A 17,121-nucleotide genomic window follows, 5' to 3' on the forward strand; every position below is an offset into this window, starting at 1 on the left:
GGTCCTCACAGATACCGGAACAGCCGGCGGTGAAGCAGGCGTAGAAGCTGGTCGGTGACCAGGCCGATCAGGCCGATGACGACGACGCCGGCCATGACCTCCGGCGTCTTGACGAAGCGCCGGGCCGTCCAGATCACATAGCCGATGCCGGAATCGGCGGCGACGATCTCGGCGATGATCAGATAGGTCCAGCACCAGCCGAGCGTGATGCGCAGATTGTCGAGCAGCGTTGGTCCCATCCAGCGCAGGGCGACGTCGATCATGACTTGCCTGGAATTGGCGCCGACGGTGCGGGCGACCTCGACGAACTCCTGCGGCACGCGCCGCATGTCGTCGGCGACGAGCAGAACGAGCTGGAAGAACGTGCCCAGCCAGAGCAGGAAGATCTTGGTCTCCTCGCCGACGCCGAACCAGATGATGGACAGCGGCACGAGTGCGGGGACCGGCAAATAGCGGATGAAATCGATCATCGGCTCCAGGGCGGCGCCGACGATCCGGTAGCTGCTCATCATGATGCCGATCGGGATCGCCATGACGGCGGCCAGCAGGAAGGCAATCCAGACACGGGTGGTCGAAACCGCGACGTGCCAGAGGAGGTTCTGCCCGGTCAGCATTGTCCACAGCGCGATGACGACGCGGCTCGGCGACGGCAGGAACTGCGGTGCAATGATGCCCGCGCGCGCCGCCAGTTCCCACAGGGCAATGACGAGCACGGCTGCGGCGACGCTGACGGCAAACTCCAGCATCGGCGACGCGCGACCGCGGAAGACAAACAGGCTGCTGAACAAATCACTATCCCCGGGTGATCGAAAGAACGGCCGTCACCGGCGGCAAGCCGGAATGACATCGCTGCCGACAGCCGAGAGAGGCTGCCGGTCGGGCCACGCGGCCGCTATTTTGCCGGGACCTTGTTGATTGCCGAATTGTCGATCTGGTCGGCCGCCACCAGTCTGTTGTCGGCGGCACCATTTTCCAGGTTGAGATCCATCACCGTGTCGAAGATCCCGTGCAGCGTGCCTTTTTCTCCCGGCTTGCCCATATAGGCGAGGGATTCGGCAAGCGTCGTGTAGGACAGGCTGGAGTTGACGATGTCGGTCACTTCGGCAGGCGTCAGGCCGAAATGCTTGGACGCCATGTCGGCGAATTTTTCCGGCTCGGCCTTGATGAAGTCGACCGCCTCGTAGATGCAGCCGAGGAATTTTGTGTACTTGTCGGGGTTCGCCTTGAAGTCGTCGTTGCGGGCGATGATCGCGTCGATGATGATGCCGCGATGATCCTTGGACGAGATCAGCATGCGGGCACCGGGGCGGGTGGAGGCCTTCAGCGCCTGCGACATGAACGGTTCGTAGGTCGCGATCGCGGCGATCGATTCATCGACGAAAACCGCGCCCGTATCGGCCGTCGCGATGTCCTTGATCTGCAGATCCTTCAACGACAGGCCGGCCTGCTTCAGCTCCATCTGCAGCAGCAGGCGTGAGGGAATGTTGGGTTCGGCCGCGACGACCTTGCCCTTGAGATCGGCCACCGACTTGATCTTCTCGTCGGTGATGACGCCGTCGCCGCCGACGGATTCATCGATCGTGCCGATGATGATGCCGGGCGTCGAGGCGTCGCGCGGTCGCCCCTGATATTCGCCGACCGAGCGCATCTGCATCTCGATGTCGCCGCGCGCCATCGCCGCCATGACGTTGGTCAGGTCGTCCTCGAATTTGATGCTGACGTCGAGGCCCTTGGCCGTGAAGCAGCCAAGGTCGCTGGCGATATGGACAGGCGCAAATCCCAGCCATGTCGGTGCGAGAATGCGGATCTGGTCGGCGCTGAGGGCGAGCTGCGAACTGGCGAGCAGAAGGGCTGCGGACAACGCGGTGCCGAATAACGGTTTCATGATTGTTCCCCAATTTTGTTCCGCGCAGGCTCGCGATTTCTGACATTGATGTAAATGAGTTTATTTAGAACGATACATCGAATAATATCGATGTATCGTTCTGTGCATCAGAGGGAGTAGCATGCGCCGGCTGGACAACATCGATATCCGCCTGCTGCGCGTTTTCGTGGCGCTGGCCGATTCAGGCGGGTTCGCCGCCGCGCAAATCACGCTCAACCTGTCGCAGCCGACGCTCAGCACGCATCTGGCGGAACTGGAGAAACGCATCGGTGCCCAGCTCTGCCATCGCGGGCGCAAGCAATTCCGGCTGACCGAGGTCGGGCAGGCGACCTACGATGCGGCGCAGAAGCTGTTCCGCGACCTCGACGATTTCGGACATCGCATCAATGCAGCCAGCGGCAGCCTGTCGGGCCGCTTGCGGGTCGGGACGTCGGATGGGGTCTTCACCAGTGGTGAACTGGGTATCCAGCACGCGCTCAGCCGCTTCATGGGGCCGGATTCCGACGTCTTCATCGACCTTTCGGTGGGCACGCCGTCCGAACTCGAGCAACAAGTCGCCGATGGCGGCCGCGACATCGTCATCGGACCGCTGTCGCAAAAGGCGCCCGGCGTCGTCTATCGGGACTACTGCGGCGAACCGCATCTTCTCTATTGCGGCCGCCGGCATCCGCTTTTTGCGGTGCCCGATTCAAGGATCGACCAAAGCGCTGTCGACGCCGCGCGGTTTTCGGTGCGCAGCTATCGGCATTTCGACGATCTCTACCTTGTCGGCCATCCCAGGGCGAGTGCATCGGTGGTGCATATGGAAGCGCAGTTGATGCTGATCCTGTCGGGCAATTTCATCGGCTTTCTGCCGTGCCATTTTGCCGATCCCTGGGTCGCGGCCGGAGACATGCGGGCAATCAAGCCAAGGGCCTATGCGTTCAGTTCCATACACCGCGTCGCCTATCGCAAAACCGACGCCCAGCGCTCGCTTGTTCAGGCGTTTCTCGGTGCATTGTTCGATGCAACGCCCGCGGCAGGATAGGGCGACATGCGGGTGCGTCGCCGACGAAGATCACGAAGCGGTTTGCAAGGCCAGCAATGACCGCGTGATGTTTTCCCGGGCCTGCGGTTCGAAGCGCTGGCGAAATTCTTCGGTGTGGAAGATGTGCGGGCGGGCGAGGAAACTCTTCAGGACAGCACTGCGTCCGGCCCGCCACATCGGCTCCTCCACCCAGTGATACTCGCGCCGCACGGCGCGCTCATAGGCGTCGAAGGCATCCGGCACGGCACCCAGGATCGATAGATCCATGTCGAGGAAAAGACTTGCGTCCCGTGTGGCGGTCGCGTCGTCGAACGACGGCAGTTGGTGCGTGGCGGTGGCGACGATCATCGCCGAGATGCGGTTGAGACGTGAAGGATCCGCGCGGCCCGCCAGCCTTTTCTCGGCAAGGTCGGCACTTTGCGCCTCGTTGTCCTTGGCCTTGCTGTCATAGATGGCGTCGTGGAACCAGATCGCCGCTTCGATCGCCTCGGGATCGCCGAGCAACCCTCGATAGTCGCCTGCCAGCGCCAGCATCGCCTCGATATGGGCAAGGTTGTGGTAGTGGCGATCCCCGGCCTGGTAGAGTGCCGAAAGCTCGCTTTTGAGCGCGTCGTCGATCAAGGGTTCGTTTTCCATGGCTGCTTGAATTCCCGCGAACCAAATCCATTTGACAAAGCACTAAGGAAAATTGAGTTCAATCGTGCTATGATCTGGCTTATATGTGCCGCCAGACAACAGGCAAGCGCAACAGGCAAGCCCGGCAGGACGCAGGACGAGACGGCGATGAACAGCATCAGCATTTCCCGACACAGCGCATTGAAGCCGGTCGATCCGATCTGGCGCTCGATCCGAGACGAGGCGATGGAGGCGGTCAACCGCGACCCGCTGCTCGCCGCGTTCCTGTATTCGACTATCCTCAACCAGGACAGCCTGGAGGAAGCGGTCATCCATCGGCTCGCCGAGCGGCTGGACCACCAGGACATCGGCTCCGATCTCATCCGCCAGACGTTCAAGTCCATGCTGGCCGACGACAAGGACTGGCCGACGACCGTGCGCGTCGACATTCAGGCCTATTACGACCGCGATCCGGCCTGCGACCGCTTCATCATGCCGGTGCTCTATTTCAAGGGTTTCCACGCCATCCAGACGCATCGGCTGGCGCATTGGCTGTGGAATCAGGGCCGCAAGGATTTCGCGCTCTATCTGCAGAGCCGGTCGTCCTCGGTCTTCCAGACCGACATCAACCCGGCCGCCCGCATTGGCAAGGGTATCTTCATCGACCACGCCACCGGCCTTGTGGTCGGCGAGACGGCGGTCATCGAGGACGACGTGTCGATCCTGCATGGCGTGACGCTGGGCGGTACCGGCAAGGCCGGCGGCGACCGTCACCCCAAGATCCGCTACGGTGTGCTGATCGGCGCCGGCGCCAAGATCCTCGGCAACATCGAAATCGGCCATTGCTCGAAGATCGCGGCGGGCTCGGTGGTGCTGTCGCCGGTGCCGCACAACAAGACGGTTGCCGGCGTGCCGGCCCGCGTCGTCGGTGAGACCGGCTGCGATCAGCCGTCGCGCCAGATGGACCAGCTTCTGCCGTCGCAGACGATGGATCAGGTCGTCAGCTTCGACATCTGATTTTCACGAGGCCGCCTCCTGCTGCCGGATTCCGGCCGCCGGCATGAGTGGGTGGTTGTCTCGCCTTATCAGGCCGCTTGCCTTTACATCGCCATTGTCGACGTGCCAGAAGCGCGTTCGAACGAGCAAGCCCGATGATCGGAGAAGACTGTTGAAGCCGGACGAAATCAGAAAGCTGGACGCCTATTTCAAGCGCGTCTTCCAGAACCCCAAGCTCGAGGTCAAGGCACGGCCGCGCAAGGAAGATTCGGCCGAGGTCTATGTCGGCGACGAATTCCTCGGCATCGTCTTCAAGGACGAGGACGACGGCGACTACAATTTCTCGATGGCGATCCTCGACATCGATCTGGCCTGAGCCAGCGATTTTGCGCTCGGCCGGCTCCGCCCCGATGCGGCCGGCCAGCCGGATTTCCGAGGCTTTCTTAATGTCCTGTTTTCAGGACACGCCCGGCTTCGGTGGCGATTGCCGCGTCGAGCGCCTGCCAATCCCCCAGAAACTCCCTAGGGAAGCGATAGGTGAGACTGAGGTCGTCGCCGACCTGGATGTCGCGCTCGCAAGGCGCCAGCGATTGGTCGGCACTCGGCCCGCTCAGGCAGCGGGCCACGAACGGGTCCTTGCCGGGGCGCTTGCCGACAACCAACACCTCGTTCAGATAGCCTGATTTCTCATTGAAACCGTACACCGTCGTGCCGCCAGGGCCCGCAATGCCGGGCTGGGTGATCAACGCGCTGTAGATCGGCGCGAAGCGGCCACTCATGTCACGCGACATCATCTGCTGTTCGAAGGACAGGAAGATGACGCTCTTGGCTGTGCCCGTATGGTTGAAATCGTCCCGCGCGGCCTCGCTGTAGCCGTCCATTTGGGGATAGCGCAGATAGAGGTCGAGCCGCGAAGCGATGCCGTCGCGCCGGGCCTGGGCGAAACGGATGGCGTTGGCCGGCACGGCAATGACATTGTTGCCGATCACCACCTGATGGACCGTTGCGTCGTCGGTGTATCCGGCCATGGCAATCGAATGGCCGAACCATTTGCCGCCAAGGCTGATCGCCACCGACAGCAGGGCCAGCGCCGCGAACCCGTAGAACACCCGCTTCATCAGCCTGGAATCGACCACGGTGAGTTCGGTGGCGAGCGCTGCCTGCTTCATCTCAGTCCTCGGATCTCGGGCCGCCTGTACGCCACTGGTGTCCCTGGGCGGCACACATCGCACGGCACAACTCTTGCAGCCTTCATGGAACGACTGTGCAATTTCATGGTAAATGGAAAGTTAAGATGGGACCGCTGGAACTCACTCTCCTTGCTTTTGCCGTCGGGCTGACGGCCTGCGGGCTGGCTGGGTCGGCCATGGAGCTGGTGTCGGGCCGCAAGGTCGCCTTCACCGAACCCTATGTGTCGCCGTCACATGTTTTGCGCTCGCTGCTCGCCACTGCTTGTGCCGGGCCCTTCATGCTGGTCAACGATGCCATCGATGCGCGGCGTGAGCGCCGCATTTCGACGCTCGCGCTGATGTCCTGCGGCTGCACGGCAATTGCATGGGCCTTGGCACTAGGCGTCGTCGTGCTTGCCATTGCCTCATGGACGATCCGTCTCCTAGGGTCCGAATTGCCAGCCTAAGACGATTCGGAGACCGAAAATGCCGCTTTATGCGATCGATGGAACGGAGCCCAGCTTCGCGGATGCGGACTCTAACTGGATCGCGCCCGATGCGACGCTGATCGGCGATGTGCGCGTTGGCCGCAACGCCGGCTTCTGGTTCGGCACCGTCATTCGCGGCGACAATGAGCCCATCGTCATCGGCGCCGACACCAATGTGCAGGAACATACGGTGATGCACACCGATCCCGGCTTCCCGCTGACCATCGGGGAGGGCTGCACGATCGGCCACCGCGCCTTGCTGCATGGTTGCACCATCGGCGACAACAGCCTGATCGGCATGGGCGCCATCGTGCTGAACGGCGCGAAAATCGGCAGGAATTCGCTGGTCGGCGCCGGCGCGCTGGTCACCGAAGGCAAGGAATTCCCGGACAATTCGTTGATCGTCGGCTCACCTGCCAAGGCGATCAGGGTTCTGGACGACGCGGCCGTTGCCAGACTGCGCGGCTCGGCGGCGCACTATGTCGCCAATGGCAAACGCTTCAAGGCTGGGTTGAAGAAAGTTTGAGGCCAGCCTGGCCACGTGTCGGCGGTGGTTCGTCGCGCTCCAACTCACTGTCCGTCAGAGCTGCGCCCGGCCATCGCATCGCGCAGCAATGAAGCACCGGCTTCAAAGCCGGCAATCTCGGCTTCCTTGATGGCTGTCCTGTAGTCATCGATGCGGGTTTCGAGCGCCGGGTCGGCGCCCGCCGCCAAAAGCAGGCGGATCGCATCGACACTGCGGATTGCCACCGAATAGTGAAGCGGAGTCCAGTCGTTGACGCCCCGCATGTTGGGGTCGGCGCCGCCGTCGATCAATACCCGCACTATGTCCAGCCTGTCGGCTCGGTCGGTGGACAACGCCGCAATGATGGACGGAAACCCGCCGTGATCCTGATAATTCGGATCCGAGCCGGCATCCAGCAGGATCGAGATGAAGCCGACGGGGCTCCAATAGATCGCATATTCCAGCGGATGCCCGAGGCCGAGCTCGAACGGCATGCGCTCGTCGAACCAGCGGGAAGAGCCGCCCAAGGTCACGCCAAGGCCGTCGAAGTCGCCGGCCTTGAAGGCATCGTCGATGGCCTTGAACAGGCGGTGGCGCTCGCATCGATCTTCCGGGATTTCCAACATCGCAGTGATCCAGAAGGGCGAAACTGACGGCCTATAGTGCCTCGATCTTCTGTGCGGGGGAAGGCGGGACGATTCGACTGAATGAGATTGCGATTTTCCAGCCACCCCAAGCGGACTGGTTTTCGAACGGCCTCCGCCAGAAATGGCGGAGCCGGCCCGGGGACGGGGCCGGCTCCTTTCACCCGGTCGTTGGGGACGGGGAGGGTGGGGACTCGACCGGGTTTCTCCTGAAGCACCTCGCACTCATGCGGCGCGCTTGATCTCTGTTTTAGCGGACGCTGGCGACCGCGTCGGAGCGGCCGTCGTTGATCGTCACCCAAACGCCGGAATTCTGATCCGACTGGCGCTTGAGATAGGTGTAGTCGGTGTCCGTCCAGGACAGCACCTTGGTTTCCAGATTGTCGAGGATGAATTCGCCCAGGCTGGTGCGCACGGTCAGCACCGCGTGACCGTCGCCATTCGGCTGGCGCGCGACCGTCATCAGCAGATTGCCGGCAGGCACGCCCGCATCCATCAATTCGCGACGCTTTTCCAGCGCGTAGTCCTCGCAATCGCCATAGCCATTGTCGGGATAGGCCCAGTATTCCTCGACACCGTAGTTTTCCATGTCGGTGCGCGGCTTGATGCGGGTGTTGACCGAATTGTTGATGTTGACGATCGTCGCCCACAGTTTGCGGGTCAGTTCGACCGGCGCGCCCTTGCGGGTTCTTTCGCTGCATTCGCCGGCTATGCGCTGGCAGAATTCATAATGGCCAACAGGTTGTGTGGTGCGCCCGCCGGTGTGCATATAGGCCGGTCCCGCGGCATATGCTGATCCCCAAGCGGAAAGCTGCATCGCCATTGCCGCCAGCAACAGCTTGCCCCTCGTTTTCTTCATTGTTGTAGTCTCCCCGTTCGAAGGAGACATTGCCACATGTGGATTTACTTGAGGCAAAAGCGCGAAGTAGATATTGAGTAAAACGCCAGTAGAATAAACATAAAATTTGAATCATTTGAGTATTGAATTGTTTGGAGTTTAAGCCCCGGCTCTCGGCTATTGATGCCGCGCAGATCCTGCCGGGAGCGGCCGAAGCACGCTGGTCATGGGCGCAAAAAACAAAAAACCGGCCGCAAGGGCCGGTTTCCTGAGTGTTGCTGAAGGGCCTTGTCAGGCGCGTGACGTGTTGAATTCGGAATCGAGCGTTTCGGGGCGCTGGATGACGGCGAATTCGATGGCGACGCCATCCTCGAAATGGCGCACGATCTGCCCGCGCATGGTGCCGAGCATGACTTGGATGCCGATCGCCGGCTTGACGTCGATCTCGATCGCAGCGCCGGAAAGCGAAAGGTCGATGATACGGCACTGGTACTGACGGCCGTCGGTGAGCTGCAGCACGCTGGTCGGATTGCGTGGCGCGACGCGCTCATGGCGACGGTCTTCCGGCAGGTCGAGTTCATGCTTGTTGGCAAGCCAGGTCAATTGCGCGGCAAGCTTATCCTTCTTTCGATCCGACGCGATGACGGTCATCGCGAAACCGTCTTGCAAGGTGCGCGTGACGACACCTTCGATGCGGCCGATATGATCGATGTAGGCGATGACTTTTTCGCCGGGCATGCCGATGCGGTCGGTGCGAAACGCGACATTGCCCGGTGACATGTCGACGACCTGGCAGGGATGCTCGGTGCGGTCTTCCAGCATGAAGCGCCCGTAAATCTTGACCCGGACGCGCTGAAAGTTACGCCTTTCAGCTTGGGACGGCGCATGGTCGATCGCCGCTGACCTCATGACTGCCTACACCCCGTTTGGCATCCCACGCGTCGATGCGAGGAACTTCATCAGAGAAGTACAACAAAGCGGGTTAACAAAGGGGAAAAGCGGGCGCTTTGGGGCTTTCCTTTTTATGCATGCCGTTGTCCCAAAACCGCTGCGCACTTTTGGGCCGGCATGCATCAAGCCGCGAGATTGCGGACTATTCCTCGCGCCCGCCATCGAAGACGACGAGATGGCGGATGCGGCGCGCCCGGCCGAGCGCCGAGATCGTCTCGGGTGCCTCGAATTCATCGGGAACGAGCGAGGGAACATCGATCGCCGGACGGTTGTTCAGGAGCTCCTTCTCCGGATCGATGACGCGGATCGAATCGATCAACGCGTCGGTGATCGGGTCGGCGCCCAGCCAGAAGGGCTTGTCCACGGCGCTAATGACGCCCAGGCAACGCGGATTTTCGACGCCGCCGTCAAGTGGCAGGGCGAGCAGTTCGAACTTGTTGGAGCGCCCGTTGCGGCTGAAGCCCTCATAGCTGATGAGCACGACCGACTTCTGGTCGAAGACGCCGTGGATCAGCCGCGAGACGAGCCGCTGATCCTTCTCGCGCCACAGCGACGGAAAGGAAAACCCTTTGAGTTCTCGGCCATAGTAGGCGCAAAGCCTGGTGCCGGCGAGCCGGAATACGGCTTGCCCGCGCGTGTCCCGCTCCAGGATAAAGGTGTCGGCCAGCAGCGACTTGATGTCGGCTGGCTCGACCTCCGAACGCTTCGGGGCAGGGCGTCCGTCACGCAGGCGGTTCCAATATTGGAACAGCGTGATCGATCCATTCTGGTTCATGCTATGCTGCTCCGCGCATTCTGTCGTCTGATGTCCCATCGGTGAACAGAAGGGCGCCCTCCGATGACCTACATGCGTTGCGGAGCAGGAAGCGTGCCAGCGTCGTTAACACTTGTTCACGGGTCGGGGCCGTTAAGGTTAACAAGTGGTTTACGTTGCATCGAAGCGAGCCCCGTGGCACACAAAAACCACTCCAGAAGCGGTCGTTTCGCGACGATCGGCAGCACTTCAGTCAAGAGTTTTAGGGGAGCAGGGGGCTCGACCAGCCGTTCAAGGGAAACCTTGAACGGCTTCTTTTTTGATTCGCGCCGCGGCGATTCGCGGTTTGCGGTTCGGTCCGCGGTGATCTAGATGCTCGAACCCCGAATCCCCGCAGAGTGCAATTTCAAATGAGTGAACCGGCATCTCCCTCGGAAGTCGACCCCGTCGAGGGCGCACCTGAACCGCGGCGCGAGCCGGTGTTCAATCTGCCGCCCGTCGTGCTGGCGGTGATCGGCATCTGTGCTGCCGTCTATCTGCTGGAGCAGTATGTGTTGAGCGAATCCCAGCAGATGACATTGCTGTATGACGGGGCCTTCATCCCTGTTCTCTACACCGGCCAATACGGCTTCGACTGGTTCCTGTTTTCCCGGCCCTTCACCTATGCCTTCATGCATGGTGGTTTTGCCCATATCGCCATCAACATGGTCTGGCTTGCAGCCTTTGGCTCGCCGTTGGCCAATCGTCTGGGTACGCTCTGGTTCGCGCTGTTTTTCGCCGTGACCGGGCTGGCCTCGGTCGCGCTTTACTGGGCGGTGCATCCCTACGGAGAAGCGCCACTGGTCGGCGCCTCCGGTGCGATTTCCGGCATGATGGGGGCTGCGGCGCGTTTCGGCTTCCGCACCGACCGTTCAGCGGGCAAGGCTGCCTTCGCCGGTCCCGTGCTGCCGATCGCATTCGTATTGCGCTTGCGCGGTGTCGTGATCTTCCTTGCCGTGTGGATGATCATCAACCTCGCCACCGGCCTTCTCGGCCTTGCCCCAGGTGTAGACGGCCAGATCGCCTGGGAGGCCCATATTGGCGGCTTTGTCGCCGGCTTCTTCGGCCTGCGCTGGTTCGACAGGCGATGGCAGGCGCCCGAATGGGAGAGCCCCGACCACCGCACTTGAAATGCAACCGATCACGGCGCACGATGTTCACTCTTATGTGAAGGCCGGTCAGGGCAGGAACCGGCAGGCAAAGCAGAGGAGGACGCCATGACGGTTAAGGCAATTCTCGAGAAAAAAGGCCATGACGTGTTCACGCTCGGGCCGAACGAAAAGCTTAGCGAAGCCATCCGCATCCTGGCCGAACACAAGATTGGTGCGCTGGTCATCACCAATGGCGATCACAAGATCGTCGGTATCCTTTCGGAGCGCGACATCGTGCGGGTTGTCGCCCGGGAAGGTGGAGCCGCGCTCGATATCGCCGTGCGTTCGGCGATGACGCCGAAGGTGAAGATCTGCAATGAAAACCACACCGTCAACGAGGTGATGGAAATCATGACCCGCGGCCGTTTCCGCCATCTGCCGGTGGAAAAGGACGGCATGCTCGATGGCATCGTGTCCATCGGCGACGTGGTCAAGCGCCGCATCGAGGATGTCGAGCGCGAAGCCGACGAGATCAGGGCCTATATTGCCACCGCCTGAACGGTGAAGGGAACCGCCGGCCGGAAGACCGACCGGCGGAGGGGTATTCTACCTGTTGTCGAGTTCGGAGCGGACGAGTTCCAGCCCGCGCCGGGTGATGCGGTAGGGTCCGCCACCTGACGAAGAAACAGCCTTCTTCCGCTTCAGCTTTCGAAACATGTCGAGATCGACGCCCGGATAATGCCAGCCGTCACGGGTCAGGCATTTGACGGAGGCGATCCGCTTTTTCTCGTTCTTTTCGATTTCAATGCGTCCGCCCTGCGCGAGCAGGTGCAGGATGCGCTGTTCTATGCGCGAAATATCCATGGGAGAGTTTCCGGGAAAACAGAAAATGCCGCCGCCGCGAAGCTTCGCGGCACGGGGTTTCAGGTTTTTCTGCCCTGCCTCGCTAGGAGGTCAGGGCCTTACCGGGACTGAGCGTAAGTGGACATCCACTCTCCATTGGAATGGACGTCCTATAGGCGAAAGCGGCTGAAAAGGCCAGTCCGTGGCTTTGCGCTTGTCTCTTTTGGCGGTTTGCACTAGCGAAGATCGAAAATATGCATTCTGCATTTTGCATATTTCTCGACACCAATTCGCAGGCTGCCATGACCCTCATCGACACCCGTACCCCCGACGCGAAACGCCTGATCCCCGGCGCTACCGGCGACTGGGAGATCATCATTGGCCTCGAGGTCCATGCGCAGGTCACTTCGGAAGCAAAGCTGTTTTCGGGCGCCTCGACCGCCTTCGGCGCGGCGCCCAACGCCAATGTCAGCCTGGTCGACGCGGCCATGCCGGGCATGCTGCCCGTCATCAACGAGGAATGCGTCAAGCAGGCGATCCGCACCGGCCTTGGGCTGAAGGCGCAAATCAACCACAAGTCGGTCTTCGATCGGAAAAACTACTTTTATCCCGACCTGCCGCAGGGCTACCAGATCTCGCAGTTCAAGCAGCCGATCGTCGGCGAGGGCACCGTGATCGTCTCGGTCGGCCCGGACCGCCAGGGCGAATTCGAGGACATCGAGGTCGGCATCGAGCGGCTGCATCTGGAGCAGGACGCCGGCAAGTCGATGCACGACCAGCATCCGACCATGTCCTATGTCGATCTCAACCGCTCCGGCGTGGCGCTGATGGAGATCGTCTCAAAGCCGGACATGCGCTCGGCCGACGAGGCCAAGGCCTATGTCACCAAGCTGCGCACCATCGTGCGCTATCTCGGCACATGCGACGGCAACATGGACGAAGGCTCGATGCGCGCCGACGTCAACGTCTCGGTGCGCAAGCCGGGCGGCGAGTTCGGCACGCGCTGCGAGATCAAGAACGTCAACTCGATCCGCTTCATCGGCCAGGCCATCGATTACGAGGCGCGCCGGCAGATCGTCATCCTCGAGGATGGCGGCAAGATCGATCAGGAAACGCGGCTGTTCGACGCCGTCAAGGGCGAGACGCGCTCGATGCGCTCCAAGGAAGAGGCGCATGATTACCGCTATTTCCCCGATCCGGACCTCCTGCCGCTGGAATTCGACCAGGCCTATGTCGACGCGCTGGCTGGGGAATTGCCGGAACTGCCGGACGACAAGAAGGCGCGGCTGATCGCGTCGCTCGGCCTGTCGACCTATGATGCCTCGATCCTGGTGTCGGAAAAGCCGATCGCCGATTATTTCGAGAAGGTTGCCGCCGGCCGCGACGGCAAGCTCGCCGCCAACTGGGTCATCAACGATCTGCTTGGGCAATTGAACAAGGCCGGAAAAGACATTGAAAACGCTCCGATTTCGCCCGACCAGCTCGGCGCGGTCATCGATCTGATCAAGGATGGCACCATCTCCGGCAAGATCGCCAAGGACCTGTTCGAGATCGTCTGGAATGAGGGCGGCGACCCACGCCAGCTGGTCGAGAGCCGTGGCATGAAGCAGGTCACCGACACCGGCGCCATCGAGAAGGCGGTCGACGAGGTGATCGCTGCCAACCCCGACAAGGTCGAACAGGCGCGCGCCAAGCCGAGCATGGCCGGCTGGTTCGTCGGCCAGGTGATGAAGGCGACCGGCGGCAAGGCCAACCCGCAAGCGGTCAACGACCTCGTCAAGGCCAAGCTGGGCATCGAGTAAGGCCATGTTCGTCCGCACCGCCGGGGAGCGCGACCTTGCCGCTGTGCGGACGCTGCTGGTCGAGACCTGGCATGCGACCTATGATGCCATTTATGGCGCTGCCAAGGTGATCGAGATCACGGATGAATGGCACTCGATTGCCTCGCTCCGCTTGCGACTAACACGGCCGAACTCGGAATTCCTGGTGGCCGATGACGGCAAGCGGATCGGCGGCATGGCTTTCGCCGCCGCCACCGCCGATGCGAAAATCATCCTGTTGAACCAGCTCTACGTCCATCCGGACTGCCAAAGGCGAGGGGTCGGGCAAGCACTGCTCGACGAGGTCGAAGCCAGTTTCCCGGAAGCGCGAACGCTGCGCGTCGAGGTCGAGGAGGCCAATGGCGGCGCCATCGCCTTCTACCGATCGAAGGGGTTCTTGCCCGCCGACCACACCGCAGATCCCCGTGAGGCCTCAGGGCCGACGACGCTGAGTTTCGAGAAGCCGCTCGGATAGGATGCAGGGCCTTCTTTGGCGCCAGCATGAATTTCATCGTCAACGGTTCACCGGGCAGCGATCCGGCCATGCGTCATCGCGGCGTTTGCTGTGCCGGCTCACGACGGATATGCAAGGGCATGACCAAACTGTCCCGCACTGTAGCGATGGCGCTGCTCGCCATCATCATTTTCGCAACCTTGTCGCCGATCCAGATGCGGCCGCACATCGCCGAAGCGAACATTGAGCGTGCCTTGGCTTATGTGCTGTTGGGCTTCGCCCTGGCGCTCGGCTTCCCCAACCGACTGTATCAAGCCGTGGTCTTTGTGGCTGTGACCGCCGGCGTACTGGAACTGCTTCAGATCATTGATCCCGGTCGCCACGCGCACATTGCCGATGCACTCGTGAAAGCCTGCGCAGGCATTGTCGGGATCCTCGTGGGGCAATTGTTCGTCAGGAGCAGCGGAAGACTAGGAGAGCGGTAGGCGCGGGCAGAAAACCCGCCACGCCGATGGGCCAGACTTCGTCTCGAGCTCGGCTAGGCAGAGGAAACGTCGACATTGTCGATCAGTCTGGTCTTGCCGAGCCATGCGGCCGCGAGCAGGCGCCCTTCGCGGTCTCGACGCCATGGCGCAAGCGTCAGGCTTTCGCGTGCCTCGACATAGTCGACCTCGCGGAACCCGGTGGCGACAAGGGCACGGCTGGCCTCTTCGGTTGCACCCTTCCGGTCGGCGCCCGCCGCCAGTTCTGCGGCCGTCTTTCTCAGGATCACGTTGAACTGGCGGGCGATCTTCAGTTCGGTTTCGTCGAGGTAGGCGTTGCGTGACGACATGGCGAGACCATGCGCATCGCGTATCGTCGGTGCGCCGATGATCTCGACGGGCAGGTCGAGATCGCCGCAGAGCTGCCTGACGACGCAAAGCTGCTGGTAGTCCTTCTCGCCAAAGACCGCACAGTCAGGCGTTGCCTGCAGGAGGAGTTTTGCCACCACGGTGGCGACGCCGTCGAAAAAGGTCGGCCGAAAGTCCGATTCGAGCCCGGCGGAGGGGCCGCCGACCGAGATTTTTGTGGCGAAGCCGGTAGGATACATCTCGCCGACCGTCGGTGTGAAGGCAAGGTCGGCCTTTGCCACGCCCAGCCGGTCGAGGTCGCGGGCGAGTTGGCGCGGGTATTTGTCGAGATCCTCGGTCGGCGCGAACTGCGTCGGGTTGACGAAGATCGATACGACGCAGCGATCGGCTTTTTCGAGCGCAATTTTGACCAGGGAGATGTGCCCGTCATGCAACGCCCCCATGGTCGGCACCATGGCGACACGAAGGCCATCGCGCCGCCAGTCATGGATTTGGGCGCGAAGTGCGGCAACGCTGTCGACGACGACGGGCCGGCTCATGCGTCGTCCCTGCTCTTTGTCGCCGAAAAGACATGGCCGGGGCCGGGGAATGTCCGGCTTCGCACCTCCGCTGCATAGGTTTGGGCGGCATGCGAAATCACGCTGCGCAGATCGGCGTATTCCTTGACGAATTTCGGTACCCTGTCGACGGTCAGCCCGACCATGTCGTCGATGACCAGGATCTGGCCGTCGCAGTCGCCGCTGGCGCCGATGCCGATGGTTGGAATGGCGATGCGGCGGGTGATATCGGCGGCGACGGCCTCGACCGTGCCTTCGATAACCACCGAGAAAGCGCCGGCGCTTTCGACGGCGAGCGCATCGTGAACCAAAGCCGCAACAGCCTCCTCGGTGCGGCCCTTGATCTTGTAGCCGCCGTCCTTCTCGACCGATTGCGGCTGCAGGCCGATATGTCCCATGACCGGAATGCCGGCATCGACGATGGCCGCGATCTGCCCGATCATGTCGACGCCGCCTTCGAGTTTCACCGCCTGGCAGCCGGTTTCGTCGACGACCCGCCGCGCCGAGGCAACGGCTTGTGTCGCCGAAGCCTCATAAGTGCCAGCCGGCAGGTCGACGACGACGCAGGCCCTGGCCGAGCCGCGCATCACCGCCTGTCCATGCGCGATCATCATCTCCAGCGAGGCGCCCAGCGTCGTCTTGTGCCCATACAGCACCATGGCGACGCTGTCGCCGATCAGAAGCAGGTCGACATGCTCGTCGAGCAAGCGGGCGACGGGGTAGGTGTAGGCGGTCAGGCAGACAATCGGAGTGCCGCCCTTGCGGCGGCGAATCGCCTCAGTGCTGATGCGGATGTCGGTGGTCGGCAATTCCGTGGCCAATCGTCACCTCTTCAGACTGCAGCCAGGTTGGATACCCTGCATGGCGCGCAGAGCTTTAGAAAGACCGCAATGGCTTGGCAAGCGCCCATCCTGCCGCCTGAAGCGTGTCGCGTTCGAACGGATTGAGGCGACGCGCTTCAGGTCTTTGATTTTATGCATGTCGTTCTCCCAAAACCGGGGGCCACTTTTGGGCGGCATGCATTGGAAAGATCACGGGCTTGTGTCGGGTTTCCGGCAAGCCATTTGCGCGCCCGCTGTGGCAAAAGCCTTGCCTTCGGCAAGGCCTGACGCCATAAGCAGGAAACGGGCGCTGCCGGCGCGAGGGTTCTAAGATGAAGACTTTTCTTACGCAGTTTTTCACCTGGTGGAACAGCCAGACGCTGGGTACGCGCCTGCACACCTGGCGGCATGGCAAGAGGGTCGGCCAGGACGAGACGGGCAACATCTATTATGAGGGCGGCATCGATTCGGAAGGCCGCACGCGCCGCTGGGTCATCTACCGCAACTATTCGGAAGCCTCTGCCATACCGCCCGGCTGGCACGGCTGGATCCATCACCGGGTCGACGTCGCGCCGTCGAGCGAAGACTACAAGCCGCGCGACTGGCAGAAGCCGCATCAGCCCAATCTGACCGGCAGCCCGGCGGCCTATCGCCCGAAGGGCTCGGTGCTGACCAATCAGCACCGTCCGCAGGTCACGGGCGACTACGACGCCTGGACACCCGGGTCGTAACGACAGGGTGCAAGCCGGTCCTTTATCGCCACAATTGGTGTT

22 protein-coding genes are annotated in these 17,121 nt (G+C 61.9%); 11 read left to right on the top strand and 11 right to left on the bottom strand.

Going from position 1 to position 17,121, the window contains the following annotated elements; genetic code table 11:
* Positions 1 to 5: 5 nt before the first annotated feature.
* Together ACFOJ9_RS14170 and ACFOJ9_RS14175 are read right to left on the bottom strand one after the other, a co-directional pair.
* On the bottom strand, positions 6 to 788 hold the full coding sequence (locus tag ACFOJ9_RS14170) for an ABC transporter permease (RefSeq protein ID WP_378979426.1): 783 nt from the start codon (positions 786 to 788) through the stop codon (positions 6 to 8).
* Positions 789 to 892: 104 nt separating this feature from the next.
* Positions 893 to 1,885, bottom strand: coding sequence for an ABC transporter substrate-binding protein (locus tag ACFOJ9_RS14175; protein ID WP_378979427.1), 993 nt, complete (start codon positions 1,883 to 1,885; stop codon positions 893 to 895).
* A gap of 121 nt (positions 1,886 to 2,006) precedes the next feature.
* Between ACFOJ9_RS14175 and ACFOJ9_RS14180 the strand changes: the two genes are divergently transcribed.
* The gene (locus ACFOJ9_RS14180; protein ID WP_292182780.1) at positions 2,007 to 2,912 is read left to right on the top strand and encodes a LysR family transcriptional regulator; all 906 of its coding nucleotides are present in this window, start codon (positions 2,007 to 2,009) and stop codon (positions 2,910 to 2,912) included.
* Between the two features lie 30 nt (positions 2,913 to 2,942).
* Here ACFOJ9_RS14180 and ACFOJ9_RS14185 read toward each other — a convergent pair whose 3' ends face one another.
* Positions 2,943 to 3,548, bottom strand: coding sequence for an HD domain-containing protein (locus tag ACFOJ9_RS14185; RefSeq protein ID WP_378979428.1), 606 nt, complete (start codon positions 3,546 to 3,548; stop codon positions 2,943 to 2,945).
* A gap of 147 nt (positions 3,549 to 3,695) precedes the next feature.
* Here ACFOJ9_RS14185 and cysE point away from each other — a divergent pair, with 147 nt between their 5' ends.
* Complete coding sequence (cysE, locus tag ACFOJ9_RS14190) at positions 3,696 to 4,544, top strand: serine O-acetyltransferase (protein ID WP_378979429.1); 849 nt, start codon at positions 3,696 to 3,698, stop codon at positions 4,542 to 4,544.
* Positions 4,545 to 4,695: 151 nt separating this feature from the next.
* Entirely contained in the window at positions 4,696 to 4,899 is a 204-nt protein-coding gene (locus tag ACFOJ9_RS14195; protein WP_006200852.1) for a DUF3126 family protein, read from the top strand.
* Between the two features lie 67 nt (positions 4,900 to 4,966).
* Here ACFOJ9_RS14195 and ACFOJ9_RS14200 read toward each other — a convergent pair whose 3' ends face one another.
* Positions 4,967 to 5,692: a hypothetical protein gene (locus ACFOJ9_RS14200; protein ID WP_378979430.1), complete on the bottom strand. Its 726-nt coding sequence runs from the start codon at positions 5,690 to 5,692 to the stop codon at positions 4,967 to 4,969.
* Between the two features lie 125 nt (positions 5,693 to 5,817).
* Here ACFOJ9_RS14200 and ACFOJ9_RS14205 point away from each other — a divergent pair, with 125 nt between their 5' ends.
* Together ACFOJ9_RS14205 and ACFOJ9_RS14210 are read left to right on the top strand one after the other, a co-directional pair.
* Positions 5,818 to 6,159 (top strand): DUF6949 family protein, encoded by a 342-nt coding sequence (locus ACFOJ9_RS14205; RefSeq protein WP_378979431.1) that lies wholly within the window; start codon positions 5,818 to 5,820, stop codon positions 6,157 to 6,159.
* 19 nt (positions 6,160 to 6,178) lie between these two features.
* Positions 6,179 to 6,706 (top strand): gamma carbonic anhydrase family protein, encoded by a 528-nt coding sequence (locus ACFOJ9_RS14210; RefSeq protein WP_127383253.1) that lies wholly within the window; start codon positions 6,179 to 6,181, stop codon positions 6,704 to 6,706.
* A 44-nt stretch (positions 6,707 to 6,750) separates the two neighbouring features.
* Here ACFOJ9_RS14210 and ACFOJ9_RS14215 read toward each other — a convergent pair whose 3' ends face one another.
* The 4 genes from ACFOJ9_RS14215 to ACFOJ9_RS14230 all read right to left on the bottom strand — a co-directional run bounded on the left by ACFOJ9_RS14215 (position 6,751) and on the right by ACFOJ9_RS14230 (position 9,893).
* On the bottom strand, positions 6,751 to 7,311 hold the full coding sequence (locus ACFOJ9_RS14215; RefSeq protein WP_378979432.1) for an ankyrin repeat domain-containing protein: 561 nt from the start codon (positions 7,309 to 7,311) through the stop codon (positions 6,751 to 6,753).
* Positions 7,312 to 7,579: 268 nt separating this feature from the next.
* On the bottom strand, positions 7,580 to 8,188 hold the full coding sequence (locus ACFOJ9_RS14220; RefSeq protein ID WP_378979433.1) for a transglutaminase-like cysteine peptidase: 609 nt from the start codon (positions 8,186 to 8,188) through the stop codon (positions 7,580 to 7,582).
* Positions 8,189 to 8,458: 270 nt separating this feature from the next.
* Positions 8,459 to 9,076 (bottom strand): PilZ domain-containing protein, encoded by a 618-nt coding sequence (locus ACFOJ9_RS14225; RefSeq protein ID WP_378979434.1) that lies wholly within the window; start codon positions 9,074 to 9,076, stop codon positions 8,459 to 8,461.
* Between the two features lie 184 nt (positions 9,077 to 9,260).
* On the bottom strand, positions 9,261 to 9,893 hold the full coding sequence (locus ACFOJ9_RS14230; RefSeq protein WP_378979435.1) for a PAS domain-containing protein: 633 nt from the start codon (positions 9,891 to 9,893) through the stop codon (positions 9,261 to 9,263).
* A 389-nt stretch (positions 9,894 to 10,282) separates the two neighbouring features.
* Here ACFOJ9_RS14230 and ACFOJ9_RS14235 point away from each other — a divergent pair, with 389 nt between their 5' ends.
* Positions 10,283 to 11,041: a rhomboid family intramembrane serine protease gene (locus ACFOJ9_RS14235; protein WP_378979436.1), complete on the top strand. Its 759-nt coding sequence runs from the start codon at positions 10,283 to 10,285 to the stop codon at positions 11,039 to 11,041.
* Positions 11,042 to 11,128: 87 nt separating this feature from the next.
* Entirely contained in the window at positions 11,129 to 11,560 is a 432-nt protein-coding gene (locus ACFOJ9_RS14240; RefSeq protein ID WP_109671710.1) for a CBS domain-containing protein, read from the top strand.
* Between the two features lie 48 nt (positions 11,561 to 11,608).
* Here the strand turns inward: ACFOJ9_RS14240 and ACFOJ9_RS14245 are convergent, their stop codons facing one another.
* Positions 11,609 to 11,866 carry a YjhX family toxin gene (locus ACFOJ9_RS14245; RefSeq protein ID WP_023759402.1) on the bottom strand — a complete coding sequence of 86 codons (258 nt, stop codon included), beginning with the start codon at positions 11,864 to 11,866 and terminating at the stop codon, positions 11,609 to 11,611.
* Positions 11,867 to 12,147: 281 nt separating this feature from the next.
* Here ACFOJ9_RS14245 and gatB point away from each other — a divergent pair, with 281 nt between their 5' ends.
* Genes gatB through ACFOJ9_RS14260 form a run of 3 tightly spaced genes read left to right on the top strand, consistent with a single transcriptional unit; the run spans position 12,148 to position 14,604 of the window.
* Positions 12,148 to 13,647 (top strand): Asp-tRNA(Asn)/Glu-tRNA(Gln) amidotransferase subunit GatB, encoded by a 1,500-nt coding sequence (gene gatB / locus ACFOJ9_RS14250; RefSeq protein WP_378979437.1) that lies wholly within the window; start codon positions 12,148 to 12,150, stop codon positions 13,645 to 13,647.
* A 4-nt stretch (positions 13,648 to 13,651) separates the two neighbouring features.
* Positions 13,652 to 14,140, top strand: coding sequence for a GNAT family N-acetyltransferase (locus tag ACFOJ9_RS14255; protein WP_378979438.1), 489 nt, complete (start codon positions 13,652 to 13,654; stop codon positions 14,138 to 14,140).
* 26 nt (positions 14,141 to 14,166) lie between these two features.
* Entirely contained in the window at positions 14,167 to 14,604 is a 438-nt protein-coding gene (locus ACFOJ9_RS14260) for a VanZ family protein (RefSeq protein WP_378979439.1), read from the top strand.
* 53 nt (positions 14,605 to 14,657) lie between these two features.
* Here ACFOJ9_RS14260 and panC read toward each other — a convergent pair whose 3' ends face one another.
* Together panC and panB are read right to left on the bottom strand one after the other, a co-directional pair.
* A complete protein-coding gene (panC, locus tag ACFOJ9_RS14265) occupies positions 14,658 to 15,509 on the bottom strand; it encodes a pantoate--beta-alanine ligase (RefSeq protein ID WP_378979440.1) in 852 nt (283 codons plus the stop codon).
* Positions 15,506 to 16,348: a 3-methyl-2-oxobutanoate hydroxymethyltransferase gene (gene panB, locus ACFOJ9_RS14270; RefSeq protein ID WP_378979441.1), complete on the bottom strand. Its 843-nt coding sequence runs from the start codon at positions 16,346 to 16,348 to the stop codon at positions 15,506 to 15,508. Before panB ends, panC begins: the two co-directional genes overlap by 4 nt.
* A gap of 332 nt (positions 16,349 to 16,680) precedes the next feature.
* Between panB and ACFOJ9_RS14275 the strand changes: the two genes are divergently transcribed.
* Positions 16,681 to 17,079 (top strand): NADH:ubiquinone oxidoreductase subunit NDUFA12, encoded by a 399-nt coding sequence (locus ACFOJ9_RS14275; RefSeq protein ID WP_378979442.1) that lies wholly within the window; start codon positions 16,681 to 16,683, stop codon positions 17,077 to 17,079.
* Positions 17,080 to 17,121 lie beyond the last annotated feature (42 nt).

The organism is Mesorhizobium cantuariense (assembly GCF_042647205.1).
GTDB classification, from domain to species: Bacteria; Pseudomonadota; Alphaproteobacteria; order Rhizobiales; family Rhizobiaceae; genus Mesorhizobium; species Mesorhizobium cantuariense.